The sequence below is a fragment of the Saccharothrix deserti genome (assembly GCF_009769385.1).
GTDB classification, from domain to species: Bacteria; Actinomycetota; Actinomycetes; order Mycobacteriales; family Pseudonocardiaceae; genus Actinosynnema; species Actinosynnema deserti.
In genome coordinates, this window is record NZ_VKAB01000021.1 from 78346 (window position 1) to 104279 (window position 25934).

Consider the following 25934-nt stretch of genomic DNA (forward strand, 5'->3'; position numbering starts at 1 on the left):
CTGTTGGGTGATGCGGCCGTCCTCGAACACCAGGATGCGGTCGAAGTCGACCAGGGGTGCGAGGCGGTGGGTGACGAGGACGACCGTTCGGGTGGCCTGGTCGAGCACGCGTTCCAGGACGGCGTCACCGTGGGCGATGGTCAGGCCTTCGACCGGTTCGTCCAGGAGCAGGACTTCGGGGTCGGCCAGCAGTGCTCGTGCGAGGAGCAGCCGTTGGCGTTGGCCGCCGGAGAGCGCGTCGCCGTTTTCGCCGACGACCGTGTCCCACGGCACGTCCAGGTCCACCAGCGCGGCTACGCGGTCCAGGTCTTCCTGTGACGCCTCCGGGCGGGCGAAGCGGACGTTGGCCTCCACGGTGGCGTGGAAGACGTGGGCGTCGTCCAGCACGCCTTTGGCGATGCCGGGGTGGGCGGCGGCGAGCTCGCGCAGGAACGTGCTCTTCCCCGCGCCGCTCGCGCCCACGACCCCGACCCGGCCGACGGGCAGGTCTGCCTCCGGTGGCGCGGTTTCCTGCGCTGTTGCCAGCACTTCACGCACCCGGCGGACCGATCCGTGCACCTCGGCCCACCGTTGGGCGGCCGACGCCAGCGGCACCGTCACCTCCAGCACGGCGACCGATCCCAGCACGACGTGCGCGGGGGCGCCGGACCGAAGGAACGCCAACGCGACCCCGAACTGCACGACCACGGCCACGGCCGCCAGCACCGCCGTGCCGGACCCGCCCCGCCGTTCCCGTTCGGCCAGCGAGTCGACCACGTGCCCGGTCGCGGCGAGCTCCCGTTCCAGCGCCCCGAACGCGGTCAGCTCGGCGGCGCCGTCCAGCAGCACGACGGTCCGCTCAGCCAACGCCGACCGCAACGGCGCAAGCGCCCGCAGGTGCCGCACCGCAAGCGCGTAAGCAGTCCACGGGATAACGCATACAGTAACCAATAACCCGACCAACAACGGCCACGCGAACCCGGTGGCCGCCAACGCGATCGCACCCACCACGAGCGCCACCACGCCCGGCAACAGGCAGCGCAACAACGCATCCTGCATACAGTCCACATCAGACACAAGTCGGGTGAGCGCGTCACCGCCGTTCAACGGCCGGCGCAGCAACGAGTCGTAAACCCGTCCCCGAACCTCCGCGAGGTGCCGCAACACCGCCGAATGCCCGGCCAACCGCTCGGCATACCGCATACCGCCGCGTGCGACGGCCAACGCCCGCACCGCCACGATCGCCACCGTCAACGCGGACAACGGCGGCTGCTCGGCGGCCCGCATGATGAGCCACACGGCGGTGGTCATCAGCCCGATCCCGGCGAGTTCGGCGGCCACGCCGGCGGCCACCGCGAGCACGAGTCGTCTCATGTGAACGTCACCACCCGGTCGACCTCGCCGAGCATCACCGGCCGGTGCGCGACGACCAGCGCCGTCCGCCCGGACGAGAGCTGCCGCGTGGCGCGCAACACCACCTCCTCGGTCCCGCTGTCCAATCGCGACGTCGGCTCGTCCAACAGCAGCATCCGCGCGTCGTCCCGGACCAGCGCCCGCGCCAACGCCACCCGCTGCCGCTCACCCGACGACAACGCGTGCTCGGCGTCGACCAAATGCCCCAACCCCATCGCCGACGCCGCACCCCGCACGTCACCACCCGACCCCAGCGCGATGTTCTCCCCGACCGTGCCGGGGAACAGCGTCGGCCGCTGCGGCACCCACGCGAGCTGCCGCAGCCACGACCCCCGCTCCACCTCCCGCAGATCCACCCCACCGACCAGCACCCGCCCGGACGCCGGCGTCACGAAACCCATCAGCACCGCGAGCAACGTGCTCTTCCCGACACCGCTCGGCCCCACCAACGCCACCCGCTCACCAGGCGTGATCCGCAACGACATCCCACCCAACGCGTCCCGCCCCGGATACCGCACCACCACCCGGTCCACCACGATCTCGGCCCGCCGCAGGTCCGGTGCCCGCGTCCCGATCACCGATGCGACAGGCCGGTCGGCGAGTTGTCCACAGGCCGTGCTCGACGGCGTGGGTTTGTCGGTCCCGTCTGGCAGGATCAAATCAAGGGATCCCCTTGGCGAGGACCCCTGCGCAGCCGCGGCCTCCAGCACCGCCAGCCCCTCGGCCGACGCGTGGAACTGGGCACCGGCCGCCCGCAACGGCAGGTAAGCCTCCGGAGCCAGCAGCAGCACCAGCAAGGCCACGTGCAACGTCACCCCGCCGTGCAGCAGCCGCAACCCCACCGGCACCGCCACCAGCGCCACGGACAACGTCGCCACCAGCTCCAGCACCAACGCCGACAGGAACGCCACCCGCAACGTCCGCATGGTCGACGCCGCGTGCGCACCCGCCATCGCCCGCACGGTCGCCGCCTGCGCCGCCGCCCGCCCGAACACCTTCAACGTCCCCAACCCGCGCACCACGTCCAGAAAGTGCCCGCCCACCACGGCCAACCCGGCCCACTGCGCCCGCGTCCGATCCCGCGTGTGCATCCCGACCAGCGCCGCGAACACCGGCACCAGCGGCAACGTCACCAGCACCACCACCGCCGACGTCAGGTCGGCGAACGACAGCCGCACCACCACCGCGACCGGCACCACCGCCGCCACCACGAGCTGCGGCAGGTACCCGGCGAAGTACGGCTCGACCGCGTCCAGCCCTTTCACCACCAAAGTCGCCACCGACCCGGCCCGCGCCGAAGAGCCGGAAGCACCGGAAGCACCGGAAGCCCCACAAGACCCACGCAACACCTGCTTGCGCAAAGAAGCCTTCATCGACGAGGCGAAGCGCTGCGTCACTACCCGCCCACCCCACACCACGACCCCGCGCGCCAGGACCACCGCCACCAGCCACCACGCCGACCGGCCACCGGACAGCACCGAGGCCAACACCTCGGCCTGTCCCACCACGACCACCGCCGTGACGACCGCGAGCACGGCGAGAACGACGACGTACCGCCGATCAACGTGCCGCACGGGACATCCACCAGGTCGCCCACTGGAACACCAACACCAACGGCACCACCGCGACCGCCGCCCACGTCAACACCCGCAACGTCGACGGGTCCGCCATCACCGACACCGTCACCACCGACCGCGCCCCGAACACCGCCACCACCGGCAACGCGCACAACAGAGCACTACAACCGAAAGCCACCCGGTACCGCTCGCAACGCAACGCCACCCACGCCCCGCCCGACAACCCGACGGCAACCACCGCCACCAACCCGAACGCGGGCACCGCCACCGGTCCGGCCGTGAACACCGCCGCCACCACAAAAGCCGCACAAGGCAGCACAAGGGAAACCGCGATCCGCACCGCCCGCCGCCGCAACTCCCCGGACAGCCGCCAAGCCAGAAAAACCGCACCGTGCAACGAGAACAGCACCAACACCCCCGCGCCCCACAGCACCGAAGGCCCGCCGAGCACACGTCCCAGCAGCACGCCCCAACTCACCGCGACCACCAGAGCCCCGCCCACCAACAGGAAATCCCAACCGGGCGACCGCAACTGCACCGCGACCGTGAAGCACACCAACCCGGTCAACAGCACCGCGAACACCGTGTGCTGCGACGACAACAGCTCGCCCTCCAACCGGGGGAACGCGCCGAACAGCACACCCACCGCCGCGACCAGCCACACCTCGTTGCCGAGGAAGAACGGCGTCACCGCCCGCAACACCACCCGCCGCGACCGCTCGTCCCTCGCGACCAGCCGCAACAGCACCCCCACCCCGTAGTCGAACCCGGCCAGCGCGAAGTAACCGCAGGTCAGGAACGCCAGCAGGACAACCCAGACACCCTCCACGACACACACCCCTCACAGAGCCGGAACGAGCGGCGACACGGGCTCCTCGTCGGACGACACCGGTCCGCGCCGCGCCAACCGGGCGATCAGCACCCAGTCGGCGACCGCCAGCACCGCGAACACGGCCGTGAACGCGATGAACGACACGAGCATCTGGTCCCGGCCGACGTGCGAGACCGCGTCGGACGTGGTCAGCAGCCCCTGCACCAGCCACGGCTGCCGCCCGACCTCGCGGAACAGCCACCCGCCGATCGCCGCGACGAACGGCAGCGGGATGCCGACCACCATCAGGTAGAGCGGGAACCGCATCTTCACCACCCAGTCGCGGAACAGCAGCGGCACGGTCGCCCAGCTCACCAGCAGCAGCACGAACCCGATCTGGATCATGAACCCGAGCCCGGTCCCGTCCAGCGCGCCGACCGTGTCGAGCTTCTCCGGCTGGAACTCCTGCAAGATCGGGAACTGCCCGAACCCGAACCCGACCAGGAACGGCGTGGCGACGGCGGTGAGCACCACGCCCAGCCGCAGCGACCGCCGGAAGAACTCGACCTCCGACGTCCGCCGGATGAAGTGGTAGGCGCTGACCCCGGTCACGAACACGCCGCCGACGGTCAGCGCCGCGAAGCACACGTGCAGGAACGCCGTCCCGAACGTCGGGTTGGCGAGCAGTGCGGAGAAGTCGACCATCCGCAGCACGCCGTCGCGCAGCTCGTGCCCGACGGGGTGCTGGAGGAACGCGTTCGCCATCATGATCCAGAACGCCGAGGCGTACGCGGTGAGCGCGACCAGCCAGATCAACGCCAGGTGCACCCACTTGCCCAGCCGGTCCCAGCCGAAGATCCACAGGCCGAGGAACGTCGACTCCAGGAAGAACGCCACCAGCGTCTCCAGCGCCAGCGGCGCGCCGAACACGTCGCCCGCGAACGTCGACAGGCCCGACCAGTTCAGCCCGAACTGGAACTCCATGACGATGCCGGTCGCGATGCCGAGCGCGTAGTTGACCACGTAGAGCCGTCCCCAGAAGCGCGTCATCCGCGCGTGCACGGGGTTGGCGGACAGTGCGGCCCGGGTTTGCGTCACCGCGACCACGGTCACCAGCCCGAGCGTGAGCAGCACGAACAGGAAGTGGAACGACGTGGTGGTGGCGAACTGGAGCCGGGCCAGTCCGAGAGCATCCATGAGTAGGGACGTTATATGTAGGCAGGCAACCTAACATCAGGGATGTCCCGGATCCGGTCCCTTGTCCTGATCCGTAGAGTCCCTACCTATGAAGTCCGACGCGTTGCGAGGTCACCTCGACGCGCTCCTGCTGGCCACGCTCGACGGCGGCCAGCTGCACGGCTACGCCATCATCGAGGCGTTGCAGAAGCGCAGCGGAGGCGCGCTCGACCTGCCCACCGGCACCGTCTACCCGGCCCTGCGCCGACTGGAGACGGCCGGACTGGTGGCCAGCGAGTGGAGCACCGTCGGCGGCAGGCAGCGCCGCACCTACCGGCTCACCAAGGCGGGCCACCGCGCCCTGGCCGCCGAGCGCACCGCGTGGCGCGAGTTCACCACCGCGATCGAGGGCGTGCTGGGAGGTGGACCGTGGCCGGCGCAGGCGTGATCGACGACTACGTGACCGCGCTGGACCGGAGGCTGCGCGGCCCCGGGCACGTGAAGGACGACCTGCTCGCCGAAGCGCGGGACAGCCTCCACGACGCCGCCGCCGCGCACCGGGACGGCGGCCTCACCGAGGAAGCCGCCCAACGCCGCGCCGTCGCCGAGTTCGGCCCGGTCAACGCCATCGCACGCGAGTACCAGGGCCTGCTCGGCCTGGCTCACGGCGCCCGCACGCTGCGCACGGTGATGCTGGTCCTCCCGCTCACCCACGTCATGTGGGAGCTGAACCGCAAGTTCTGGATCGGCGCCTGGAACGACTTCGACGCCCCGCCGCCCGACTGGTACCTCGTGATCGCCCGCCTCAACGACATCTCGGCCTGGGTCGTGGCGGGCGCGGCCGTCATCGCGCTGCTCATCGGACGGCGACTCGCCCGGACGGCGCTGAGCACCGTGACGCTGGCCAGGCTCGCGGGCACGGTCGCCGTCGTCGCCGTGGGCCTCAACGTGACCGGCAACGTGGCGATCCTGGCCGGCACCGCCCACCTGGACGCGGCGAGGCTGCTCATGTCGCCACCGGTGGCCGCCGCGACCGTCGTCTCGTTCGTCATCGCGCTTCGGCTCGCCGTCCTGGCGCGCCGCTGTGTGGTGTTCTCGTCGGTCTGATCGACGCGTGTGTGTCACGATCGTGTCGTGACCTCAGCGCTCATCTACATCGTCGTCATGGCGCTCGTGGCGGCCGTGGTGTTCCTGCTGGCCGCGCTGGTGTTCGGGCGTGGCGAGGAACTGGAACCGCTGCCGCCGGGCGCGTCGCCGACCCGCCTGCCGGCCGACGACGTGACCCCGGACGACGTGCGCGACCTGAAGTTCCAGCAGGTCCTGCGCGGCTACAAGATGACCGAGGTGGACTGGGCGCTCGACCGCCTGGCCACCGAGGTCGAGCAACTGCGCGCCCGGGTCGCCGAACTCGAAGCCGAACTGGACGCCGAGCGGCAGCGGGACCTCGGCCCGGAAATCGGCCCGGAAATCGGCCCGGAAATCGGCTCGGAAATCGGCCCGGACCTCGACGGGAAACCCGAACGGGAACTCGATTGGGAGCCGGAGCACGACCGGGCTTGAGCTGCGCGTCCACGTCGAGGCGCCGGCCGGGACCACCTGGGCGGCGCTCACCGACCGGGAGCGGCAGGGTGAGTGGACGCCCGGCACCACCGTCCGCGTGACCAGCGGCAACGGCGCGAGCCGCCGCGCACTTGTCCACAACTGTGGCTGGACGACCCGAGACTGTCGGTCCCCGCCGGCAGGATTGACGACAGGGGATCCCCCAGGCGGGGACCCCCGCGTAGCAACGCCGCCCCCCGCGCAGCGCCGCCCCCCCGCGCAGCGCCGACCACCACGCGAGGTCGCCGTCGGTCGTTCGCGACTCATTTTCCGGCGATCACGCTTTTCGATCGTCGGAAAATCAGGCGCGAGCGGCCGACCTCCCGGGCGACCGAGCCCGCGACGCCGGAGGCGGCGCAATCCAACACAGCAATCCAACACAGGAGCACCGCATGACCGACCTCGTCCGCTGCCCGTGGGGCGACAGCACCCCCGACTACGTCGAGTACCACGACACCGAATGGGGCGTCGAGCTGCACGGCGAGGTGGCCATGTTCGAGCGCATGTCGCTCGAGTCGTTCCAGTCCGGCCTGTCCTGGATCACCATCCTGCGCAAACGGGCGAACTTCCGGACCGCGTTCGCGGGCTTCGAACCCAAGCTCGTGGCCGAGTTCGGGCCGGACGACTTCGACCGGCTGATGGCCGACGCGGGCATCGTGCGCAACCGGGCCAAGATCAACGCCACGATCAACAACGCCCGCGCGATCGCCGAGCTCGACGTGCCGCTGGACGACCTGCTGTGGTCGTTCGCGCCCGAGCACCACGAACGGCCCGCCACGATCGCCGACGTGCCCGCCGTCACGCCCGAGTCGAAGGCGTTGGCCAAGGAGCTCAAGCGCCGCGGCTTCGTGTTCCTCGGCCCCACCACCTGCTACGCGCTGATGCAGGCCACCGGCATGGTCGACGACCACATCGCGACCTGCTTCCGCGCTACCGGCCGGTGAACGTCGGCTTGCGCTTGGCCACGAACGCGGCCACCGCCTCCCGGTGGTCCGCCGTCGCCCCCGCCTCCGCCTGCGTGCGCGCCTCCACCTCCAGCGCCGCCGCCAGCTCACCGGAGAACGCCATCGCCTCCTTGATCTTGGCGTAGGCGGTGGTCGGCCCGGCGGCCAGCTTGCGGGCCAGCGCCTGCGCCGTCGACAGCACCTCGCCGTCCGGCACCACCTGGCCCACCATGCCGATCCGCAACGCCTCCTCGGCGCCCACCGGCTGCGCGAGCAGCATCATCTCCATCGCCCGGCCGTGCCCGATGAGCCGCGGCAACGTCCACGACGCGCCCGAGTCCGCGGTCAGGCCCACGTTCGCGAACGCCATCAGGAACTTCGCACCCGCCCCGGCGATCCGCAGGTCGCTCGCGAACGCCAGCGACGCGCCCGCGCCCGCCGCCATGCCGTTCACCGCCGCGATGACCGGCTTCGGCATGCCCACGATCGCCTTCACCATCGGGTTGTAGTGCCGCTCCACCGTGTTCAGCGGCGCCGGGTCGCCCGCCTCCAGCAGCGAGACGTGCTCCTTCAGGTCCTGACCCGCGCAGAACGCCTTCCCCGCGCCGGTGATGACCACCGCGCGCACCTCGTCGTCCTCGGCCGCCTTGACCACGGCCTCCAGGAACCGCTCCTTCAACGCCAGCGTGAACGAGTTGAACGACTCGGGCCGGTTGAGCGTGAACGTGCGAACGCCGTCGGCGTCGTCGATGAGGAGTTCGGACACGTGGGACCTCCGGTCGGTGATGTGGCCCGGTCAGTGATCGGCCCGGTCAGGTGTCGGCCCGGTCGGGATGGGCGAGGCAGTCGTCGACGAACTTGGCCACCGCGGGCGCGAGGCGGTTGGTGTGCCGGTCGAAGAACTCGGCCGCGCTCGTGCCCGGCCAGTCGGCGGGCAGCAGCTCGCGCGGCAGGCCGGGATCGCGGAACAGGAACTTGCGCCAGGCGTGCAGGAACCGCTGCGAAGCCGCGAACGCCGCCGCGGGCGACGTACCGTCCACAGCGGACATCACCGGCTCCCACTCGGCCACGAACCGCGCGTAGTCCCGGCCCATCGTGGCCAGGTCCCAGGCGCGGGCGGCCAGCTCCGCCGGGTCGCCCTCGTGCTCGCCGTGGAACGTGCTCGCCCGCACACCCTCGCCCGCCAGCACGTCCGACAGCTCCGGCGAGGGCCGCGGTGCGATCCACGTCACCGGCCCGAGCGCGCCGTAACCGAGCAGTTGCAGGGAGGAGGCCAGCCGGTCCCGAGCCTCGCGCGCGGGCAGCTCCTCCAGCACCACCACGTGCCACCGACCGTCCCAGGTGGACGGCCGGGTGCGGTAGATGCGGGCCGCCGCCTCGTCCAGCCGCCGTTCCGCGCGAGGTGTCATCGCGTAGCCCGGACCGTCCGGCAGGCGGACGGGTTCCAGCCAGCCCTGCCGCACCGTGCGCGACACCGCCGTGCGCACAGCGGGCGCGGCGAAGTCAAGCGGCTCCAGCAACCGGACGAGCGCGGCGATCGTCGCCGCACCACCCCGCTCGCGGAGGTGGCCGCCGTAGACGTCGAAGAGCGCGGAACGGGCTCGCACGAGAACCGAGTCTGTCAGGGCGACCCCGCGACACGCCACAGAGCCGTGACGGGTCACGACCAGGTGACGGCCGGCGGCGGGAGCCGAAGTCGTTGGGGCGTGGTCATCCTGACGTTGATCTGCGGCTCCGTGAAGATCGTCAACCGGTCGCCGGAGGGGCGGAAAGATCGGTTCGGTTTCGCTGCCGAGTCCGCATAGGGGAGAATGGCCGGAGTATCCGGCCCTGGTCGGACGGGGAAGATGTTGACGGAGGGAGCACGCGATGGCGGCCATGAAGCCCCGGACCGGCGACGGTCCCCTCGAGGTGACCAAGGAGGGGCGTGGCATCGTGATGCGCGTTCCGCTCGAGGGTGGTGGGCGCCTCGTCGTCGAGATGTCGGCGGACGAGGCCAACGCCCTGGGCGACGCCCTCAAGGCAGCCGCCGGCTGACCAGCCGGAGCGAGAAAGCGTCGAGGCCCCGGTTTCCACTGTGGAACCGGGGCATCGCTACGTCGTGACGGGCCTGTGACGTGCGACGTTGCGACCCTGATCGGGTGACCTGCCTCTCCTGCCACCTGTTGCCGTAGCCGATTGCCGAAGCCGAATGCCGTAGCCGACCTTCGTCGGCCTTATCGGGAGGTTCCCGTGCGAGCACCCCTGCCGACCCCGCTGGTCACCGTCGAGGTGGCCGACACCCTCCGGCGAGGTGTGCCAGCGGTGCTCGTCGCGTTCCCCGGCGATCCGGTGCGGTTCGGGCCGGGTGCGGAGCGGGTGGACGACCTGGACGTGGCTGAGGTGAGCGGCAAGGCCGGTGCGACGTCCAGGCCGGGGCGGACGTGGGTCGTCGGTGTGGGCGAAGGCTCGGCGGGCGACTGGCGCAAGGCGGGGGCGTCGCTGGTGCGGGCCCTGCACGGTGACGCGGAGAAGGCGGGCGGGACGACGTTCGACGTGCTGCTGCCGGGTGACGTGACGGCGGACGCGGTGGCGGCGTTCACGCTGGGTGCGGCGGTGGGCGGGTACCGGTTCAAGGTGACCGGGGAGGAACCGCCGAAACGGGTGAAGTCGTTGCGCCTGGTCACCGATCCGGCGTTCGCGGAGGTCGTGCGGAAGGCGAACACGCTGGCCGCGGCGACGTCGTTGAGCCGGGATCTGGCCAACACACCGTCAAACGTCAAAGATCCGTCGTGGTTGGCCGCGGCGGCGGCCAGGGCGGCGCGCGGTGTGCCGGGTCTCCAGGTCGACATCCGTGACGAGAAGTGGCTGGCCGAGCAGGGTTTCGGCGGTGTGCTGGCGGTGGGCGGGGGTTCGTCCCGTCCGCCGAGGTTCATCGAGCTGACGTGGCCCGGAACCGAGGCCGGTCAGCCCCACCTCGTCCTGGTGGGCAAGGGCATCACGTTCGACACCGGCGGTATCTCCATCAAGCCGGCCGACGGCATGCACCTGATGCGCACGGACATGTCCGGTGGCGCGGCGGTGGTCGCGGCGCTCATCGGCATCGCGAGGCAGAGCCTCCCCGTACGCGTGACGGGTCTCGTGCCCGCGGCGGAGAACCACGTGTCCGGCTCCGCGTACCGACCGGGTGATGTGATCACCCAATACGGTGGAATCACGACCGAGGTGACGAACACCGACGCCGAAGGCAGACTCGTCCTGGCCGACGCGCTGGCCTACGCGGTCCACAACCTGAACCCGGACGTGGTGGTCGACGTGGCCACGCTCACCGGTGCCATGAAGGTGAGCCTCGGCGTCCGCACCGGAGGCTTCTTCGCAACCGACGACGCCCTGGCGTCCCGCGTGACCCGAGCCGGAACCGCTGCAGGCGAGTCGTGGTGGCGCATGCCGCTGCTGGAGGACCTGGCGGAGGACGTCCAGAGCGACATCGCCGACGTCCGCCAGTGCCCGCCAGGTCCGGGCGGCATCACGGCGGCCCTGTTCCTGCGCGAGTTCGTCGGCAAGATCCCGTGGGCACACCTGGACATCGCCGGCCCGGCGAGGTCGGACAAGGTGTACGACGAGGTGGTCGCGGGTGCGACCGGCTTCGCCGCCCGAACCCTGATCGAACTGGCCGAGACCTGCACCCAGCCCTCGGCCGACACGATCGGGTGATCTCAGCTGGTGAGCGCGTGGTCGCGGAAGGCGCGGACGGCGGGTGGCAGAGGGGGGTCGGCGGGCCAGACCAGGGCGATTTCCCGCGACGCCCGGGGCGTGAGGGGGATTTCCGGCAGGCCCGACGGCGAGTCGGCGTGCGGCAGCAGCGCCACGCCCAGGCCCGCCGCGACCAGCCCGCGCACGGTCTCGGTTTCCTGGCCCTCGAACGCCAGGGTCGGCACGAAACCGGCCGCCGCGCACAGGTCGTCGGTGATCTGCCGCAACCCGTAGCCCGGTTCCAGCCCGACGAACTCCTCGCCCGCCAGCTCCGCGACCCGCACCGACGCGCGGCCGGCCAGGCGGTGGCCCGGCGGGACCACCAGCACCAGCTCCTCCTCGCGGACGACGGCGTGCGCGAACGCCGGATCGGTCGGCGGCGGAGACACGAGTGCGAGGTCGACGACGCCGTTGACCAGGTGGTCCAGGATGTCCTGCCGCGAGTCCTGCACCAGCCGGAATCGCACGGACGGGTGAAATTCGCGGAAGCCGCTGACCAGGGCCGGCACGACTGACCGGCCCAGGAGGTGCAGGAAGCCCAGCGCCACCTGACCACGTTCGGGTGAAACTTCCTCCGCCGCCGCACGGTGGCCTGCCTCCAGTGCCGCCAACGCCCGGTCCGCCGCCTCGCACAGCAGCCGTCCCGCCCTCGTCAACCGCACCCGCCGGCCGGACCGCACGACCACCGGCGCGCCCACCGACGCACCCAGCGCCGCCAACCACCGGCTCACCGTCGGCTGCGGCACGCCCACCGACTCGGCCGCGTGCGTCACGTGCTCGTCCGCCGCCAACGCCCGCAGCACCGCCAACCTCGGCACCAATTCATCCATCACAGCATCAATTCTCCCAAACCACCGCATTGGACGCATGGATTAGCGTCGAAGACGTGCCAAGCCGCCTCACCACCTCCGTCGCCGCAACGGGCCTGGCCACGTTCGCGCTGCTCTACGCCCCGCAGTCGGTCCTGCCCGACATCGCGAACGAATTCCGCCTCACCCCGGCCGAAGCCTCCCTCACCATCAGCGCCGCCACCGGCGCCCTCGCCCTCGCCGTCATCCCGATGGCCGCCCTCGCCGACCGCATCGGCCGCCGCCGCGTGATCGTCTGGTCCGTCCTCACCGCCGCCGTCCTCGGCCTGCTCCTCCCGCTCACCCCGACTTACGAGACCCTCATCGCCGCCCGAGCCCTGCAAGGCCTCGCCACGGCGGGCGTCCCGGCGACCGCCATGGCGTTCCTCGCCCAGGAGGCGAACAAGACGCACGTCGGCGCGGCGATCGGCGCCCTGGTCGCGGGCAACAGCGCGGGCGGCATGCTCGGCCGCCTCATCACCGGCCTCACCACCGACGGCACGTCGTGGCGCGCCGCCCTGGCCATCGCCGGCGCGTTCGGCACGGTCTGCGCGATCACCGCCGCCCTCCTGCTCCCGAAGGGCCACGACACCGAACGCCGCCCGAGCGCGCTCAAAGACGCCCTCACCGACCGCGTCCTGCTCTGCCAGTACGCGGTCGCCGTCCTCGCCGTGGCGGCGTTCATCTCGGTCTTCAACGTCATCGGCTTCCGCCTGACCGCCGACCTGGGCCTGCCCACCGGCATCGCCGCCCTGGTCTTCCTCGCCTACGCGGCAGGCGGCACGTCAGCCCCGGCGGGACGGCTGGCCGACCGCCACGGCCGCGCCCGCATCACCCTCGCCGGCCTGGCCCTGGCAGCAGCGGGCGCCGCGATCACCCTCCCGGACAACCTGATCACGATCGCCCTCGGCCTCACCCTCTTCACCGGCGGCTTCTTCGCCGCCCACGCCGTGGCGAGCGGCTGGGTGGGCGCACGGGCGCCCGAGCACGCCAGGGGCCAGGCGTCGGGCGTCTACCTGTTCGCGTTCTACGTCGGCAGCAGCACCGGCGGCACGGCGGGCAGCGCCGCGTACCAGGCGCACGGCTGGCCGGGCCTGGTCGTCCTGATCACGGTGTGGCTGGCGCTGGCGGCCGTCGCGGTCGTCATCGCACACAAAGCGCAGAGAGCCCGGAAAGCGCAGAGAGCCCGGAAAGCACGGACGGCTCAGAAGTCGAGCGGCACCGCGACCCCGGGACCGCCGGTCACCGCGACCGTGCCCAACTGAGGCAACTGCACCGTCCCCGACGCCACCGAGAACGTCACCGACCGCACGTCCTCCGGCACCTCGAACACGACGGCCACCGGGAACGTGTCCCCGCCGTGGCGCAGGCCGACCTGCCGCGCCGTGCCCCCGCCGGGCAGCGTCACGGTCATCAGACCGGCCGTCTGCCCCGCCCCGAGCACGCTCGGCAGCCCGTGCCCCTGCAACCGCAGCTCCAACAACGCCGTGCCGGGACCGGCCGTGGCCAACTCGTGCTGCCCGTTGGACGACACCGGCCGCTGCCGACCCAACCGCGCCCGCACGACCTCCAGCGACCCGACCTTCTCCGCCGAACCCACCGCCGAACCCACCGACACGGGCGTCGACACCGACATCGACTCGGGCCCGGGTGCACGCCGCAGCACCACCGGCGCGTTGCCGAGCACCTGCCCCGACGGCACCTCGACCCGCTGTTCCAGCGACTTCGCCCCCACGGTGTTGAGCACCAGCACCTCCGACCCACCGGCGACCGGCACCGTGTAGACGATCAGCGCCGACCCGTTGTCCGGCAGCCGGTCGGCGGGCAGCGGGTGCCGCCGCCCCGGCAAGTCCAGCGCGAACTCCGGCAGCTGCGGCAGCCAGCCGCGCCACGGCGTCTGCTTGAACGCCGAGTCGACCTCGCTGTGCCGCGTCACCCGGACCCGCAGCACCCGTAACGCCACCCCGTGCTCGGCCCGCAGGTCACCCTCCGCCGTCGGCCACACCGCCGGCGTCGCGTACCCCGTCACGTGCACTTCGAGCTGGTCGTCCCGAACCATCGCGGACGCCGCGTCGAGGATCTGGCCGTCGTCGGGCAGCACCGCCAGGAAATCGGGCCCGGCCGCGCCGACGCCCTGGTCCGCGCTGGTCTCACGCCCGTCGGTGCGCACCAGCTTCCCCACCGGTGTGCTCCGGGCGCCCAGCGCGGGCACCTGCGGCGGCTGGACCTCCAGCCGCACGCTGGAGTCGTCCCGCTCGACCTCCTTCAACGGCACCGGCACCCAGTCCGTGGTCGCGGCCGTGCCGGGCACCTGCACCGGGCCGCACCACAACCGGGTGTCGACCTCGAACGCATCACCCGTCCGGGCGAACCAGCAGCTCACCGCGTCCTGACCGGTCCGGGCCACGTAGCCGAACGACAACGTGTAGCTCAGCTCGGCCTCGGCGCGCGCCTGTAAGCCGGGGGCGTCCAACACCGCCCTTCCCCCGATGGTCAACCTGACCTGCTCGGCGCTGAACGCGGGCGTCGCACACCCACCGGCCACCAACGCGAGCAGGAGCACAAGCCACCGCATGCAACCCCCAGTAGTTGCCCCTACTGGTTAAAGGCGATTGCCACCCCGTTCCGTTGCACTCGGACCAGGGTGGCGCCCGTCACACTACGGTGTCGCTCGATCGCCCAACGCTGTCAGGCGATCACCGTGCGGTGCTGAAACCGCTGGTCAGAGCTACGAGCCCAGGGCCGCGCGGTACACGGCGACGGTCTGCTCGGCCACGGTCGCCCACGAGAACTCCTCGATCGCGCGCTCCCGCCCGGCCGCGCCGAACGCCGCCGCCCGCTCCGGATCGCCCAGCACCTCGTTCACGGCATCGGCCAACGCCGTCCGGTACGTCTCCACGTCCTTCTCGTCGTAGTGCACGAGCAGCCCGGTGCGCCCGTGGTCCACGACCTCCGGGATGCCGCCGACGTCGGACGCCACCACGGCCGTCCCGCACGCCATCGCCTCCAGGTTCACGATGCCCAGCGGCTCGTACACCGACGGGCACACGAACACCGTCGAGTGGCTCAGGATCTGCCGCACCTCGGCCGGCTGGAGCATCTCCCTGATCCAGAACACCCCCGGCCGGGCCGCCGCCAGCTCCGCCACCGCCAGGCGCGTCTCCTCGGCGATCTCCGGGGTGTCCGGCGCGCCCGCGCACAGCACGATCTGCGCGTCCGGCGAGATCCGGTGCGCGGCGGCGACCAGGTGCCCGACACCCTTCTGCCGGGTGATCCGCCCCACGAACGTCACGATCGGCCGTTCCGGGTCGATCCCGTGCCGGACGAGCGCGTCGGTTTCGGAAACGGGGTGGTAAGCCGCCGTGTCGATCCCGTTGCGCACGACGTGCACCCGCGCCGGGTCCAGCGCCGGGTAGCAGTCCAGCACGTCGGCCCGCATGCCCTCGCTGACCGCGATCACCGCGTCCGCCGCCTCGTACGCGGTGCGCTCCACCCAGGACGAGATCCGGTAGCCGCCGCCGAGCTGCTCGGCCTTCCACGGCCGGCGCGGCTCCAGCGAGTGCGCGGTCACCACGTGCGGGATGCCGTGGAGGAGTTTGGCCAGGTGACCGGCCATGTTGGCGTACCAGGTGTGCGAGTGCGCGAGTTGCGCGTCGCCCAGCGCGGCGGCCATCTCCAGGTCCACCGACAGGGTCGCCAGCGCGGCGTTCGCCTGTTCCAGACCGTGCGCCGCGTTGTGCGCCCTGGCGTCCGCGCGCGGCCCGCCGAAGGCGTGCACGTCCACGTCGACCAGTTCGCGCAACCTCGGCACCAGGAAACCGACGTGCACCCCCGCCCCGCCGTACACTTCAGGCGGGTACTCCCGTGTCAGCAGTCCAATTCGCACGCCGCTCACCGTAACCCCGCCGCCGGGGGCAGCCGGGTGAACACGGTGAGTCTGCGTTACTTCGCCGTTGGTGGGCCGGTGCCGGCCCGGTTAGGGTCGTTGCTGTGAAAGGGCAACCGCATGTTCTAGGAATTGTCCTCGCCGGTGGCGAAGGCAAACGGTTGTGGCCGTTGACCGCCGACCGGGCAAAGCCGGCGGTGCCCTTCGGCGGTAACTACCGGCTGGTGGACTTCGTCCTGTCCAACCTGGTGAACGCGGGTTTCGTCAAGCTCTGCGTGCTCACCCAGTACAAATCCCATTCCCTGGACCGGCACATCTCCACGACGTGGCGACTGTCCAATGTGCTCGGCCAGTACGTCACCCCGGTGCCGGCGCAGCAGCGGCTGGGTCCGCGCTGGTACACGGGCAGCGCGGACGCGATCTTCCAGTCGCTGAACCTCGTCAACGACGAGAAGCCGGAGCACGTGATCATCTTCGGTGCCGACCACGTCTACCGGATGGACCCCGGTCAGATGGTGGAACAGCACGTCGCGACCGGTGCGGGCGTGACCGTCGCGGGCATCCGGGTGCCGCGGAACGAGGCCAAGGCGTTCGGCTGCATCGATTCCGACGAGTTCGGGCAGATCACCCGGTTCCTGGAGAAGCCTTCGGAGCCGCCGCACGTGCCGGACGACCCCGAGGTCACCTTCGCGTCGATGGGGAACTACGTGTTCACCACGGAGGCGCTGCTGGAGGCGTTGCGCGCGGACGCGGCCAACCCCGACTCCGACCACGACATGGGCGGCGACATCATCCCGATGCTCGTCGACCAGGGGCAGGCCCACGTCTACGACTTCGCCGACAACCAGGTGCCGGGCGAGACCGACCGGGACCGCGGCTACTGGCGTGACGTGGGGACCATCGACGCCTACTACGAGGCGCACATGGACCTGGTGTCGGTGCGGCCGGTGTTCAACCTCTACAACCAGGCGTGGCCGATCCGGACGGCGACCCCGCCGTTGCCGCCCGCGAAGTTCATCGCGGGCGGCAGTGCCGAGGACTCCATGGTGGGGCCGGGGTCGATCATCTCCGGCACCGTCCACGGGTCCGTGGTCAGCTCGGACGTGGTCGTGGAGACCGGGTCGGTGGTGCAGGGGAGCGTGCTGCTGCCGGGCGTGCGGATCGGGCGCGGGGCGGTGGTGCGGCGGGCCATCCTGGACAAGAACGTCGTGGTGCCCGACGGCGCGCTGATCGGCGTGGACCCGGCGATGGACCGGCAGCGCTACACCGTGTCGGCGGGTGGGGTGACGGTGCTCGGGAAGGGCGTCACGGCCGGCTGACTTCCGCGCGGCCGGTGAGCACGTGGCCGGTGGTCGCGGTGCCGGCGGTTGTGGTGCCGGTGAGCGGGTGGCCGGTGGTCGCGTCGACGTGGTCGGGGATCTCCTCATGGCGGTCCCCGACGGTCGACCTGCCGCCGGCTCGACCACGCCCGGAGTCCGGGCTCAAGTCCGCGACAACCCCGAACGGCAGCCGGGCGTGTCGACCGCTCAAGCGGCCTTCGCCGCGACCAGCAACCCGTCACCCAGGGGCAGGATCACCGACACCAGTCGGTCGTCGTCGCGCACCGCCCGCGCCACCTCCCGCATCGCCGTCGTGTCCGGATCCCGCTGCGAAGCGTCGACCACGCGCCCGTGCCACAGCACGTTGTCGAACGCGATCACCCCACCCGGCCGCAGCAGCCGCACGCCCTCTTCCAGGTACTTCGGGTACTCCGACTTGGCCGCGTCCACGAACACCAGGTCGTACGCGCCGTCGGTCAACCGGGGCAGCACCTCCAGCGCCCGGCCCATGATCAACCGCGTCCGCGACACCGCGATCCCCGCCTCCGCGAACGCCACCCGCGCGGCCCGCTGGTGCTCCGGCCTCACGTCGATCGACGTCAGCACCCCGGCCGCGGGCATGCCGCTGAGCAGGTACAACGCGCCTACACCGGCCCCGGTGCCGATCTCCACCACGGCCTTGGCCTGCAGCGCCGCGGCGAGGAACCGCAACGCCGCCCCGCCGCCGGACCCGATCGGCACGCACCCCAACTCGGCGCCACGAGCCCTGGCTGCCGTGATCACGGCGTCCTCGGGCAGGTAGCGCTCCACGTACTCGCGCGTCGGCGCATCCACAGCACGAAGGCTAACGCCGCCGGCGGCGGTTCGGGTGAATCTTGGCGGCGACCCGGATTCTCAGCGTGCTCTCAGCCGACTCTCACGATGGTTATAAGAGGAGCCGTCACTCTAGGTGCCAACGCATGACGAGCAGGACCAACGGGAACACGCCAGGGAAGCCGAGCGTTGACCCGTGCAGCAGGGCAGCCAGCCCAGTGGAGGTGCTTAACCGCCCGATGCCTAAGCAGCCGACCGCGGCCATGACCGCGACCATCGACGACGCGGACTGGATCGCGCCCTCGTGGGACCAAGTTGTGCGTGAGCACGCCGACCGGGTGTACCGGCTGGCCTACCGCCTGACCGGCAACCAGCACGACGCCGAGGACCTCACCCAGGAGACCTTCATCCGGGTCTTCCGGTCCCTCGCGTCGTACAAGCCCGGCACGTTCGAGGGCTGGCTGCACCGCATCACCACGAACCTCTTCCTCGACATGGCCCGCCGCCGCTCGCGCGTGCGCATGGAGGCCCTGCCGGAGGAGACCGACCGCATCCCGGGCGACGACCCGACGCCCGAGGAGATCTACGACGACACCCACCTCGACCCGGAACTGCAGGCCGCGCTCGACGAGTTGCCGCCCGAGTTCCGCGCCGCAGTGGTGCTGTGTGACGTGGAAGGACTCTCCTACGAGGAGATCGGCGCCACCCTCGGCGTCAAACTGGGTACCGTGAGAAGCAGGATCCACCGGGGCCGGCAGGCCCTGCGGGTCGCACTGGAACGCCGTCGGGGTCTGGTTCAGGAGGACTCTGCATGACCGACCTGCGAGGTTGGCAACTGCCCGAGCAGCACCTGCTGCCCGACGCGGTCGTCGCCTTCGTCGACGGCGAGCTGTCCGCCTCGGCGCACAACAGGGCGTCCGCGCACTTGGCGCGCTGCCCGTTCTGCGCGGCGGAGGCGTACTCGCAGCAACAGGCGCGTTCCGCGGTGCGCGCCGCCGACGCACCCTGCGCGCCCGCCGGCCTGCTGGCCAGGCTCGGCGCGATCCCGCAGGAAGTCGAGCTGCCCAGCGCGCCGGACGGCCTCGCGGTCACCGAGGACGGCCAACTCGTCACGGTGCAGCGGCCCGACCGGGTCGCGTTCGGCAGCGGTCCCGTGTTGGGACAGAGCCGCCCTTTCGGGACAGGCGGCGGTAGCCGCTCCGGTGCCGGCCTCTTCGGGGGTCGCCGCGCGCGCCAGGGTGCGGGTGTGGTCGTCTCCGGTCTCATGCTCGGCGCCCTCGCCCTGGTCGCACCCGGCGGCGAGGACGCGGCGCCCACGCCCGCGCAGGGCAACACCCCGCCGCCCACGCCCGCCGTCGCGCCGTCGTTGACCGACGCCGGCCACGAGCAGATGGTCGGGCTGCGCCCCGTGGCGGACCCCGGCCTGGGCCGCTGACCAGCCCGCTGACGGCAACTTCACCGGTCACCGGGCACGATTGGCCCCGCGACAACATGGTGTGACGACGTGCGGGGAGCGATGAGCGAGCCAGAACAGGGCAACGGGACCCCCAGGTCGGGCGTGGACGACGGGGCGCACCGCAGGCTCGCACCCCGTCCCCTGAACCGCCCGCCGGTGGACCCGGGCCAGGAAGCCGTGTTCGGGAGGCCGCAGGGCGTTCCGGGCGCGTTCTCCGCCGACCGTCCGAGCCTCAACGGCTCGGTGCAGTTCGCGCCGCCGCCACCGGAGGCGCTGTCCACGGCGTTCGGCCGGCCGCGCGGTGACGACAGCACCCGCTTGCAGCGCCCGCCGCTGGACCTGAACGGCGAGCCCGAGGTGGAGCCCGTCTTCTGGGAGGGCAAGGCCGCGGGCGACTCGTGGCGCGACCCGGGCGCGTCGGCCGTCATCGGCCCGCCCGCCGTCACCGAGCAACCCGACACCGAACCCAAGCCCGAACCGAAGGCCGGTCCGCAGCTCAGCGTCCCCGAACTGCTGTTCGGCAGGCGCGTCAAGCCGATGGGCCTGATCCTGCTGTTCGTGGCCGCGCTGCTGGTCGGCACCGGCGGCGGCGCGGTCGGCTGGCTGCTCGGCCGCGTCGACAACCCCCTCACCGACGGCGGCGTCACGCTCGCCGAGGTCAAGCCGGGCAAGGAACGCCCGGTCGGATCGGTGGCCGACATCGCCAAGCGGGTCACGCCGAGCGTCGTGTCGATCGAGTTCAAGGGCGCGAACGTGGCGGGCGTCGGCTCCGGCGTGGTCATCGACGGCGCCGGCTACGTGCTGACCAACGACCACGTGGTCGCCCCGGCGGTGCAGGACACGTCGGCGAAGCTGACCGTGGTCTTCACCGACGGCAAGCGGGCCGTGGCGCAGATCGTCGGCCGTGACTCCAAGACCGACCTCGCGGTGATCAAGGTCGAGGTGGACAACCCGACCGTCCTGCAGTTCGGCGACTCGGACGAGCTCGCCGTCGGCGACACCGTGCTGGCCATCGGCTCGCCGCTGTCGCTGTCGAACACCGTGACCGAGGGCATCGTCAGCGCCCTGCACCGGCCGGTGACGGCGGCGGGCGAGAACGGCGGGCCGCAGGTCACCTACGACGCGATCCAGACCGACGCGGCCATCAACCCCGGCAACTCGGGCGGTGCGCTGGTCGACTCGTCCGGCGCGCTGGTGGGCATCAACTCGTCGATCCGGACCGAGACCGGCGGCTCGGTGGGTCTGGGCTTCGCCATCTCCGGCAACTACGCGCGCAAGGTCTCGGAGGCGCTGATCCGGGACGGCCAGGTCAAGCACGCGGACATGAACATCAACGTGCGGTCGGCGTCGGCGGAGACGGCCGAGGGCGCGCAGGTGCAGAACGTCCCCGAGGGCGGCGCGGCGGACGCGGCCGGCATCGAGGAGGGCGACGTGATCACGCGGGTCGGCGACCGGATGGTGCGCAACGCCGCGGAGTTGACCGTTGCCGTACGGGACCATGAAATCGGCGAGACGGTGCCGGTCGTGCTGGCCAGGCAGGGTCGTGAGCTGACCGTGCAGGTGACCCTCCGGTCGGACTGACGGCTACGCTGGCAGTCAGGCAGGGGCGCGGAAGGTGGGGCACGCGGGTGTTCGACAGCATCGGATGGGTTGAGATCCTCATCATCATCGTCGCGGGCCTGTTCATCCTGGGCCCGGAACGACTGCCCTCGGCCGCGGCCTGGGTGGGCAAGACGATCCGCCAGGTGCGCGACTACGCGACCGGCGCGCGCGAGCAGCTGAAGCAGGAGATGGGGCCGGAGTTCGAGCAGCTCCGCAAGCCGCTCGAGGACCTGCGGGAGCTGCGCAACTTCGACCCGAAGCGCGCGATCACCAAGCACCTGTGGGACGAGACGCCGACCGACAAGCCGAACGGCCACCCCGCCGTTCCCCCGGCACGCGACCAGGCGGCGCACGAGCGCCCCCTCCAGCAGGGCGAGCGCCCGCCGTACGACCCGGACGCGACCTGACACGAGCGGGCTCGGTCGACCCGTCGGGGTGAACGTCGCGAGTACTGGTTCCGCCTGAGCCGCCACTCGGCCACGGTGGACGCGGAGGTAGTGCATGGAGGGACCCTGGACCAGGGCCGGGGCGCTCGCGGGCCTGGGCGCCTTGCTCGTGGGTGTCCTGGCGCTGGTGGTCGCGTTCCTCGCCTGGACGCTCCCGCGGCAACCGGCGGCGTCACCGCAAACGACTGCGTCACCGCAAACGACTGCGTCACCGCGATCAGCCGGGTCACAGGCGGACGACAAGAGGCTCGACGAAAAGATCAGACCGTCGTCCTACGACGTCACAGCCTCCAAGTGGCAGCCCGACGGGCCTGCCTACGACTCCCGCGGCGAACTTCACTCGGAACACGGGTTGACCCACGCGCACGCTTACGGCAACCGCGTCGGTCGCTTCGTGTACGAGGTGACCCTCGACGAGTTCGACAGCGAACAGGTCGAACTGAGGGCGCGCCTGTCCGCCGACACCTGGATGTACCGCGGCGCCGAAGACCAGAAGACGGACGTCACGGTGATCGTGAACGGTGAACGGCTGCCATCCCAACGCGTGATGCAGGACGACGGGCGCGGCACCCACTACACGTGGCGGTTCGACGCCGCAGCCCTTCGGCCTGGTGCGAACACGATCGAGTTCGTCGTCGAGGAGGACGCGGCGTTCGCCAACGGTCTGGCGATCTACGGTGCCGCCATCGCCCCGGGAGCAGTCGAGGAGTACATCACGCTCCGCGGCGACTGAGCGGCGGCGACCACCCGCGGACCGGCGCCCGCAGGCGTCAGCGCCCGGCGGGGGAGACGTTCAGCAGGCGTCCGGCCAGCCCGCGCGACCGGGTCGACAGCTTGCCCGCCACCGCCGTCAGCACCTGACCGGCGGCCGACTCGGGGTGTGACAGCACGATCGGCGTCCCGGAGTCACCCTGCTCACGCAGCCGCGGGTCGAGGGGGACCTGGCCCAGCAGCGGCACGTCGGCGCCGACGGCCTGGGTCAGCGAGTCCGCCACGGCCTGACCGCCACCGGAGCCGAACACGTCCATCCGCGTCCCGTCCGGCAGTTCCAGCCACGACATGTTCTCGATGACACCGGCCACCCGCTGACGCGTCTGCAGCGCGATCGCCCCGGCCCGCTCGGCCACCTCGGCCGCCGCCTGCTGCGGCGTCGTCACGACCAGGATCTCGGCGTTCGGCACGAGCTGCGCCACCGAGATGGCGATGTCACCGGTGCCCGGCGGCAGGTCCAGCAGCAGCACGTCCAGGTCGCCCCAGAACACGTCGGCCAGGAACTGCTGCAACGCGCGGTGCAGCATCGGGCCGCGCCAGACCACCGGGGCGTTACCCGACGTGAACATGCCGATCGAGATGAGCTTCACGCCGTGCGCCTGCGGCGGCATGATCATCTTTTCCACCTGGGTCGGCTTGCCCTCCGTGCCCAGCATCCGCGGGATGGAGTGGCCGTAGATGTCGGCGTCCACCACGCCGACGGACAGCCCCCGCGCGGCCATCGCGACGGCCAGGTTCACCGTCACCGACGACTTGCCGACACCGCCCTTGCCCGACGCCACGCAGTACACCCGCGTCAACGACCCGGGCTGCGCGAACGGGATCACCGGCTCCTCGACACCACCGCGCAGCGACTTGCGCAGCTCGGTGCGCTGCGCGTCGCTCATCACGTCCAGCTCGACGCGGACACCGGTCACACCGTCGAGCGCGGACACGGCGGACGTCACGTCGGCGGTGATCTTGTCGCGCAACGGGCAGCCGGAGACGGTCAGGAACACCGCCACGTCCACGACCCCGTCGCCGCCGACCACGACGCCCTTGACCATGCCCAGGTCGGTGATGGGACGCCGGATCTCCGGGTCCTGCACACCGGCCAACGCCTTCTGCACGTCGTCAACGGAAGGAAGAGTCACTGGAAGCGCCTTCGAAAGATGTGGTGGGACCGCCATGCTACGGCGGACCGTGCACCTCCAAGCTACCGGTTGGTCACCTCCGATTCGGGGGCAGCGCGAAGCCGGTCGCGTGCTTTCCGTAACATCGGTATCCGTGCCGGAAACCGGATCTGCCCGGTTGCCCACCCGTACCGAGCTGGGGGTGTGGCGATCCTTCCTCCGGGCGCACGCGAGGCTCACTCGGATCCTGGAAGCCGAACTGATCGCCGAGCAACGCCTGTCGCTCGCGGCCTACGACGTCCTGGTCCAGCTCGCCGAAGCGCCGCAGTACAGATTGCGGATGACCGAACTCGCGGATGCCGTGCTGCTGTCCCGCTCCGGCGTGACCAGACTGGTCGACCGCCTGGAACGCGCGGGCCTGGTGCTGCGCGAGCGGGCCGACGGCGACGGGCGCGGTGTGGTGGCCGTGCTCACGCCGCAGGGCCTGGACCGGCTGCGCGTCGCGTCCGGAACCCACCTCACGGGCGTCGTGCGGCACTTCGCCGAGGCGTTCGGCCACGCCGAGTTGGAGGCGTTCGGCCGCACGTGCGACCGGCTGGGCACCGAAGAGCCCTGACCCGCGGCCTCACGACGAGGGCACGTCGTCCTTCAAGCCGTCCTTGACGTCCTTGCCGTCCTTGGCGTCTTTGAGGTCCTTGCCGCCGCGCTTGCGTTCGCGGAACACGCGTTCCAGCTCGCTGCGCAGGTAGTCGCGGGTCGCCACCTCGCCGACGGCGATCCGCAGCGCGGCCAGCTCACGGGCCAGGTACTCGGTGTCGGCCTTGGTCTGCGCGGCCCGCGCCCGGTCCTCCTCCAGCGACACCCGGTCCCGGTCGTCCTGCCGGTTCTGCGCGAGCAGGATCAGCGGCGCGGCGTACGCGGCCTGGGTGGAGAACGCCAGGTTGAGCAGGATGAACGGGTACGGGTCCCAGCGCAGCGTCACCGCGAACAGGTTCAGCGTGATCCACACGATCACCAGCAGGGTCTGCCAGAACAGGAACTTCCCGGTGCCCAGGAACCGGGCGAGCCGCTCGGAGAACCGCCCGAACGCCTCCGGGTCCAGCGACAACCGGAAGCCCGGCGAGCGCGGCTGGTCGAGCCGTCGACGCGGCAGCAGCTCAGGCATGGGTCAGCCCCGTTTCGCGCCAGTTGGCCGGCAGCAGGTGGTCCAGCACGTCGTCCACGGTGACCGCGCCGAGCAGGTGGTCGCTCTCGTCCACCACCGGCCCGCACACCATGTTGTACGCGGCGAAGTAGCGGGTCACGTCGCCCAGCGACGCGGTCGGCGACAACGTCGCCAGGTCCGTGTCCAGCACGCCCGCGACCAGGTCGGACGGTGGTTCGCGGAGCAGCCGCTGGATGTGCACGCACCCCAGGTAACGCCCGGTCGGCGTCGCGGTCGGCGCCCGGCACACGAACACCATGCTGGCCAACGCGGGCGTGAGGTCCGGGTTGCGCACGTGCGCCAGCGCCTCCGCCACGGTCGCGTCCGGCGCGAGCACCACCGGTTCCGGCGTCATCAACCCGCCCGCGGTGTCGAAGCTGTACTCCAGCAGCCGCTTGACCGGCGCGGACTCCTCCGGCTCCATCAGCTCCAGCAGCCGGTTCTTCTCCCCCTCGGGCAGCTCGGCCAGCAGGTCGGCCGCGTCGTCGGGGTCCATCGCCTCCAGGATGTCCGCGGCGCGCTCGTCGTCGAGGTGCGCCAGCATGTCTTTCTGGTCCTCTTCGGGCATCTCCTCGATCACGTCGGCGAGCCGTTCGTCGTCCAACGCCTCGGCCACCTCGTAGCGCCGCTTCACCGGCAGGCTGTGCAGGGCGAGCGCCACGTCGGCCGCGCGCATCGTGTCGAAGACCGCCACCAGGTGCTGAGCGCCCTGCGGCTCCGCGGCCAACGCGGTCGCCGACAGCCCGGACACCTCTTCCCAGTGCAGCACCTGCACCGGTCCGCGCCGGGACAGCCTCCCGGTGCGCTCCCGGACCGCCACCCTGGTCATCCGCCAGTCGCGGGTGCGGGTGGGTTCCATGGCGGCGTCGACCAGCACCACGACGGTGCCGGAGTCGAGAGTCACGCGGGCGTCCAGCAGTTCGCCGACGACCAGCACCTCGTTGGTGCGCTGGTGGAACTGGCGCAGGTTGACCGAACCGGTGGCGAGCGTCACCGCGTTCGGCTCGATCGAGGTGACCCGCAGCATCGGCACGAAGATGCGCCGCCGGGTGGCCAGTTCCAGCACCAGGCCGAGGACGCGCGGCGGTTGGCGGTCCACCCGCAGGCCGACGACCAGGTCACGGACCTTGCCGATGGATTCCCCGTCCGGCCCGAACACGGGCAGGCCGGCGAGCTGAGCGGCGAAAACCCTGTTCACGGCGACCACGTGATCAGGTTAGTCCGCCGAACGGCCAACCGCTGCGTT

The 25934-nt window shown here is 71.4% G+C and carries 26 protein-coding genes and 2 pseudogenes; 14 read left to right on the top strand and 14 right to left on the bottom strand.

Features of this window, described 5'->3' with window-relative positions; genetic code table 11:
• Positions 1–162: 162 nt before the first annotated feature.
• The 4 genes and pseudogenes from FM051_RS52115 to FM051_RS29900 all read right to left on the bottom strand — a co-directional run.
• Positions 163–1353: pseudogene (locus FM051_RS52115) on the bottom strand (ATP-binding cassette domain-containing protein); the annotation flags it as partial.
• A complete protein-coding gene (cydD, locus tag FM051_RS29890) occupies positions 1350–2966 on the bottom strand; it encodes a thiol reductant ABC exporter subunit CydD (RefSeq protein ID WP_158849159.1) in 1617 nt (538 codons plus the stop codon). The pseudogene FM051_RS52115 and the gene cydD, both read right to left, overlap by 4 nt.
• The gene (locus FM051_RS29895; RefSeq protein ID WP_158849161.1) at positions 2953–3798 is read right to left on the bottom strand and encodes a cytochrome d ubiquinol oxidase subunit II; all 846 of its coding nucleotides are present in this window, start codon (positions 3796–3798) and stop codon (positions 2953–2955) included. Before FM051_RS29895 ends, cydD begins: the two co-directional genes overlap by 14 nt.
• A gap of 12 nt (positions 3799–3810) precedes the next feature.
• Complete coding sequence (locus FM051_RS29900; RefSeq protein ID WP_158849163.1) at positions 3811–4977, bottom strand: cytochrome ubiquinol oxidase subunit I; 1167 nt, start codon at positions 4975–4977, stop codon at positions 3811–3813.
• A gap of 88 nt (positions 4978–5065) precedes the next feature.
• Here FM051_RS29900 and FM051_RS29905 point away from each other — a divergent pair, with 88 nt between their 5' ends.
• From FM051_RS29905 to FM051_RS29920, 4 genes and pseudogenes are all read left to right on the top strand, one after another.
• Positions 5066–5404 (top strand): PadR family transcriptional regulator, encoded by a 339-nt coding sequence (locus FM051_RS29905; RefSeq protein ID WP_158849165.1) that lies wholly within the window; start codon positions 5066–5068, stop codon positions 5402–5404.
• Complete coding sequence (locus FM051_RS29910) at positions 5386–6063, top strand: permease prefix domain 1-containing protein (RefSeq protein ID WP_158849167.1); 678 nt, start codon at positions 5386–5388, stop codon at positions 6061–6063. Before FM051_RS29905 ends, FM051_RS29910 begins: the two co-directional genes overlap by 19 nt.
• Before the next feature lie 27 nt (positions 6064–6090).
• A pseudogene (locus FM051_RS29915) lies at positions 6091–6381 on the top strand (DivIVA domain-containing protein); the annotation flags it as partial.
• Between the two features lie 566 nt (positions 6382–6947).
• Entirely contained in the window at positions 6948–7499 is a 552-nt protein-coding gene (locus tag FM051_RS29920; protein WP_158849171.1) for a DNA-3-methyladenine glycosylase I, read from the top strand.
• Here the strand turns inward: FM051_RS29920 and FM051_RS29925 are convergent.
• Both FM051_RS29925 and FM051_RS29930 read right to left on the bottom strand, forming a co-directional pair.
• Positions 7486–8265 carry an enoyl-CoA hydratase-related protein gene (locus tag FM051_RS29925; RefSeq protein ID WP_158849173.1) on the bottom strand — a complete coding sequence of 260 codons (780 nt, stop codon included), beginning with the start codon at positions 8263–8265 and terminating at the stop codon, positions 7486–7488. The genes FM051_RS29920 and FM051_RS29925 overlap by 14 nt on opposite strands.
• Before the next feature lie 46 nt (positions 8266–8311).
• A complete protein-coding gene (locus FM051_RS29930; protein WP_158849175.1) occupies positions 8312–9106 on the bottom strand; it encodes a PaaX family transcriptional regulator in 795 nt (264 codons plus the stop codon).
• A gap of 262 nt (positions 9107–9368) precedes the next feature.
• On the opposite strand from FM051_RS29930, the gene FM051_RS29935 reads away from it, so the two are divergent.
• On the top strand, positions 9369–9536 hold the full coding sequence (locus FM051_RS29935) for a DUF3117 domain-containing protein (protein ID WP_012783412.1): 168 nt from the start codon (positions 9369–9371) through the stop codon (positions 9534–9536).
• A gap of 195 nt (positions 9537–9731) precedes the next feature.
• A complete protein-coding gene (locus FM051_RS29940) occupies positions 9732–11192 on the top strand; it encodes a leucyl aminopeptidase (protein WP_158849177.1) in 1461 nt (486 codons plus the stop codon).
• 2 nt (positions 11193–11194) lie between these two features.
• Here the strand turns inward: FM051_RS29940 and FM051_RS29945 are convergent, their stop codons facing one another.
• Entirely contained in the window at positions 11195–12061 is an 867-nt protein-coding gene (locus FM051_RS29945; protein WP_238412757.1) for a LysR family transcriptional regulator, read from the bottom strand.
• Positions 12062–12117: 56 nt separating this feature from the next.
• Here FM051_RS29945 and FM051_RS29950 point away from each other — a divergent pair, with 56 nt between their 5' ends.
• Positions 12118–13344 carry an MFS transporter gene (locus FM051_RS29950; protein ID WP_158849181.1) on the top strand — a complete coding sequence of 409 codons (1227 nt, stop codon included), beginning with the start codon at positions 12118–12120 and terminating at the stop codon, positions 13342–13344.
• Here the strand turns inward: FM051_RS29950 and FM051_RS29955 are convergent.
• The gene (locus tag FM051_RS29955) at positions 13284–14654 is read right to left on the bottom strand and encodes a hypothetical protein (protein WP_158849183.1); all 1371 of its coding nucleotides are present in this window, start codon (positions 14652–14654) and stop codon (positions 13284–13286) included. The genes FM051_RS29950 and FM051_RS29955 overlap by 61 nt on opposite strands.
• A gap of 153 nt (positions 14655–14807) precedes the next feature.
• On the bottom strand, positions 14808–15965 hold the full coding sequence (glgA, locus tag FM051_RS29960) for a glycogen synthase (protein WP_158849185.1): 1158 nt from the start codon (positions 15963–15965) through the stop codon (positions 14808–14810).
• 104 nt (positions 15966–16069) lie between these two features.
• Between glgA and glgC the strand changes: the two genes are divergently transcribed.
• Positions 16070–17284, top strand: a complete 1215-nt coding sequence (glgC, locus tag FM051_RS29965; protein ID WP_158849187.1) for a glucose-1-phosphate adenylyltransferase — start codon at positions 16070–16072, stop codon at positions 17282–17284.
• Here the strand turns inward: glgC and FM051_RS50775 are convergent.
• The gene (locus FM051_RS50775) at positions 17271–17495 is read right to left on the bottom strand and encodes a hypothetical protein (protein ID WP_202919080.1); all 225 of its coding nucleotides are present in this window, start codon (positions 17493–17495) and stop codon (positions 17271–17273) included. The two genes, glgC and FM051_RS50775, sit on opposite strands and share 14 nt — an antisense overlap.
• A complete protein-coding gene (locus FM051_RS29975; RefSeq protein WP_158849189.1) occupies positions 17492–18118 on the bottom strand; it encodes an O-methyltransferase in 627 nt (208 codons plus the stop codon). The genes FM051_RS50775 and FM051_RS29975 overlap by 4 nt, the downstream gene beginning before the upstream one ends.
• Before the next feature lie 218 nt (positions 18119–18336).
• Here FM051_RS29975 and sigE point away from each other — a divergent pair, with 218 nt between their 5' ends.
• From sigE to FM051_RS30000, 5 genes are all read left to right on the top strand, one after another.
• On the top strand, positions 18337–18912 hold the full coding sequence (gene sigE / locus FM051_RS29980; RefSeq protein WP_158849191.1) for an RNA polymerase sigma factor SigE: 576 nt from the start codon (positions 18337–18339) through the stop codon (positions 18910–18912).
• Positions 18909–19532 carry an anti-sigma factor family protein gene (locus FM051_RS29985; RefSeq protein ID WP_238412745.1) on the top strand — a complete coding sequence of 208 codons (624 nt, stop codon included), beginning with the start codon at positions 18909–18911 and terminating at the stop codon, positions 19530–19532. Before sigE ends, FM051_RS29985 begins: the two co-directional genes overlap by 4 nt.
• A gap of 81 nt (positions 19533–19613) precedes the next feature.
• Positions 19614–21134 carry a S1C family serine protease gene (locus FM051_RS29990; RefSeq protein ID WP_158849193.1) on the top strand — a complete coding sequence of 507 codons (1521 nt, stop codon included), beginning with the start codon at positions 19614–19616 and terminating at the stop codon, positions 21132–21134.
• A gap of 47 nt (positions 21135–21181) precedes the next feature.
• Positions 21182–21562 carry a Sec-independent protein translocase protein TatB gene (gene tatB, locus FM051_RS29995; RefSeq protein ID WP_158849195.1) on the top strand — a complete coding sequence of 127 codons (381 nt, stop codon included), beginning with the start codon at positions 21182–21184 and terminating at the stop codon, positions 21560–21562.
• Positions 21563–21656: 94 nt separating this feature from the next.
• Entirely contained in the window at positions 21657–22334 is a 678-nt protein-coding gene (locus FM051_RS30000) for a hypothetical protein (protein ID WP_158849197.1), read from the top strand.
• A 37-nt stretch (positions 22335–22371) separates the two neighbouring features.
• On the opposite strand, the gene FM051_RS30005 is transcribed toward FM051_RS30000, so the two are convergent.
• A complete protein-coding gene (locus FM051_RS30005; RefSeq protein WP_420803634.1) occupies positions 22372–23505 on the bottom strand; it encodes an Mrp/NBP35 family ATP-binding protein in 1134 nt (377 codons plus the stop codon).
• Positions 23506–23638: 133 nt separating this feature from the next.
• Between FM051_RS30005 and FM051_RS30010 the strand changes: the two genes are divergently transcribed.
• Positions 23639–24100, top strand: a complete 462-nt coding sequence (locus FM051_RS30010) for a MarR family winged helix-turn-helix transcriptional regulator (protein ID WP_158849201.1) — start codon at positions 23639–23641, stop codon at positions 24098–24100.
• Positions 24101–24109: 9 nt separating this feature from the next.
• On the opposite strand, the gene FM051_RS30015 is transcribed toward FM051_RS30010, so the two are convergent.
• Positions 24110–24649: a DUF1003 domain-containing protein gene (locus tag FM051_RS30015; protein ID WP_158849203.1), complete on the bottom strand. Its 540-nt coding sequence runs from the start codon at positions 24647–24649 to the stop codon at positions 24110–24112.
• Complete coding sequence (locus FM051_RS30020) at positions 24642–25895, bottom strand: magnesium transporter MgtE N-terminal domain-containing protein (protein ID WP_158849205.1); 1254 nt, start codon at positions 25893–25895, stop codon at positions 24642–24644. Before FM051_RS30020 ends, FM051_RS30015 begins: the two co-directional genes overlap by 8 nt.
• Between the last annotated feature and the right edge of the window lie 39 nt (positions 25896–25934).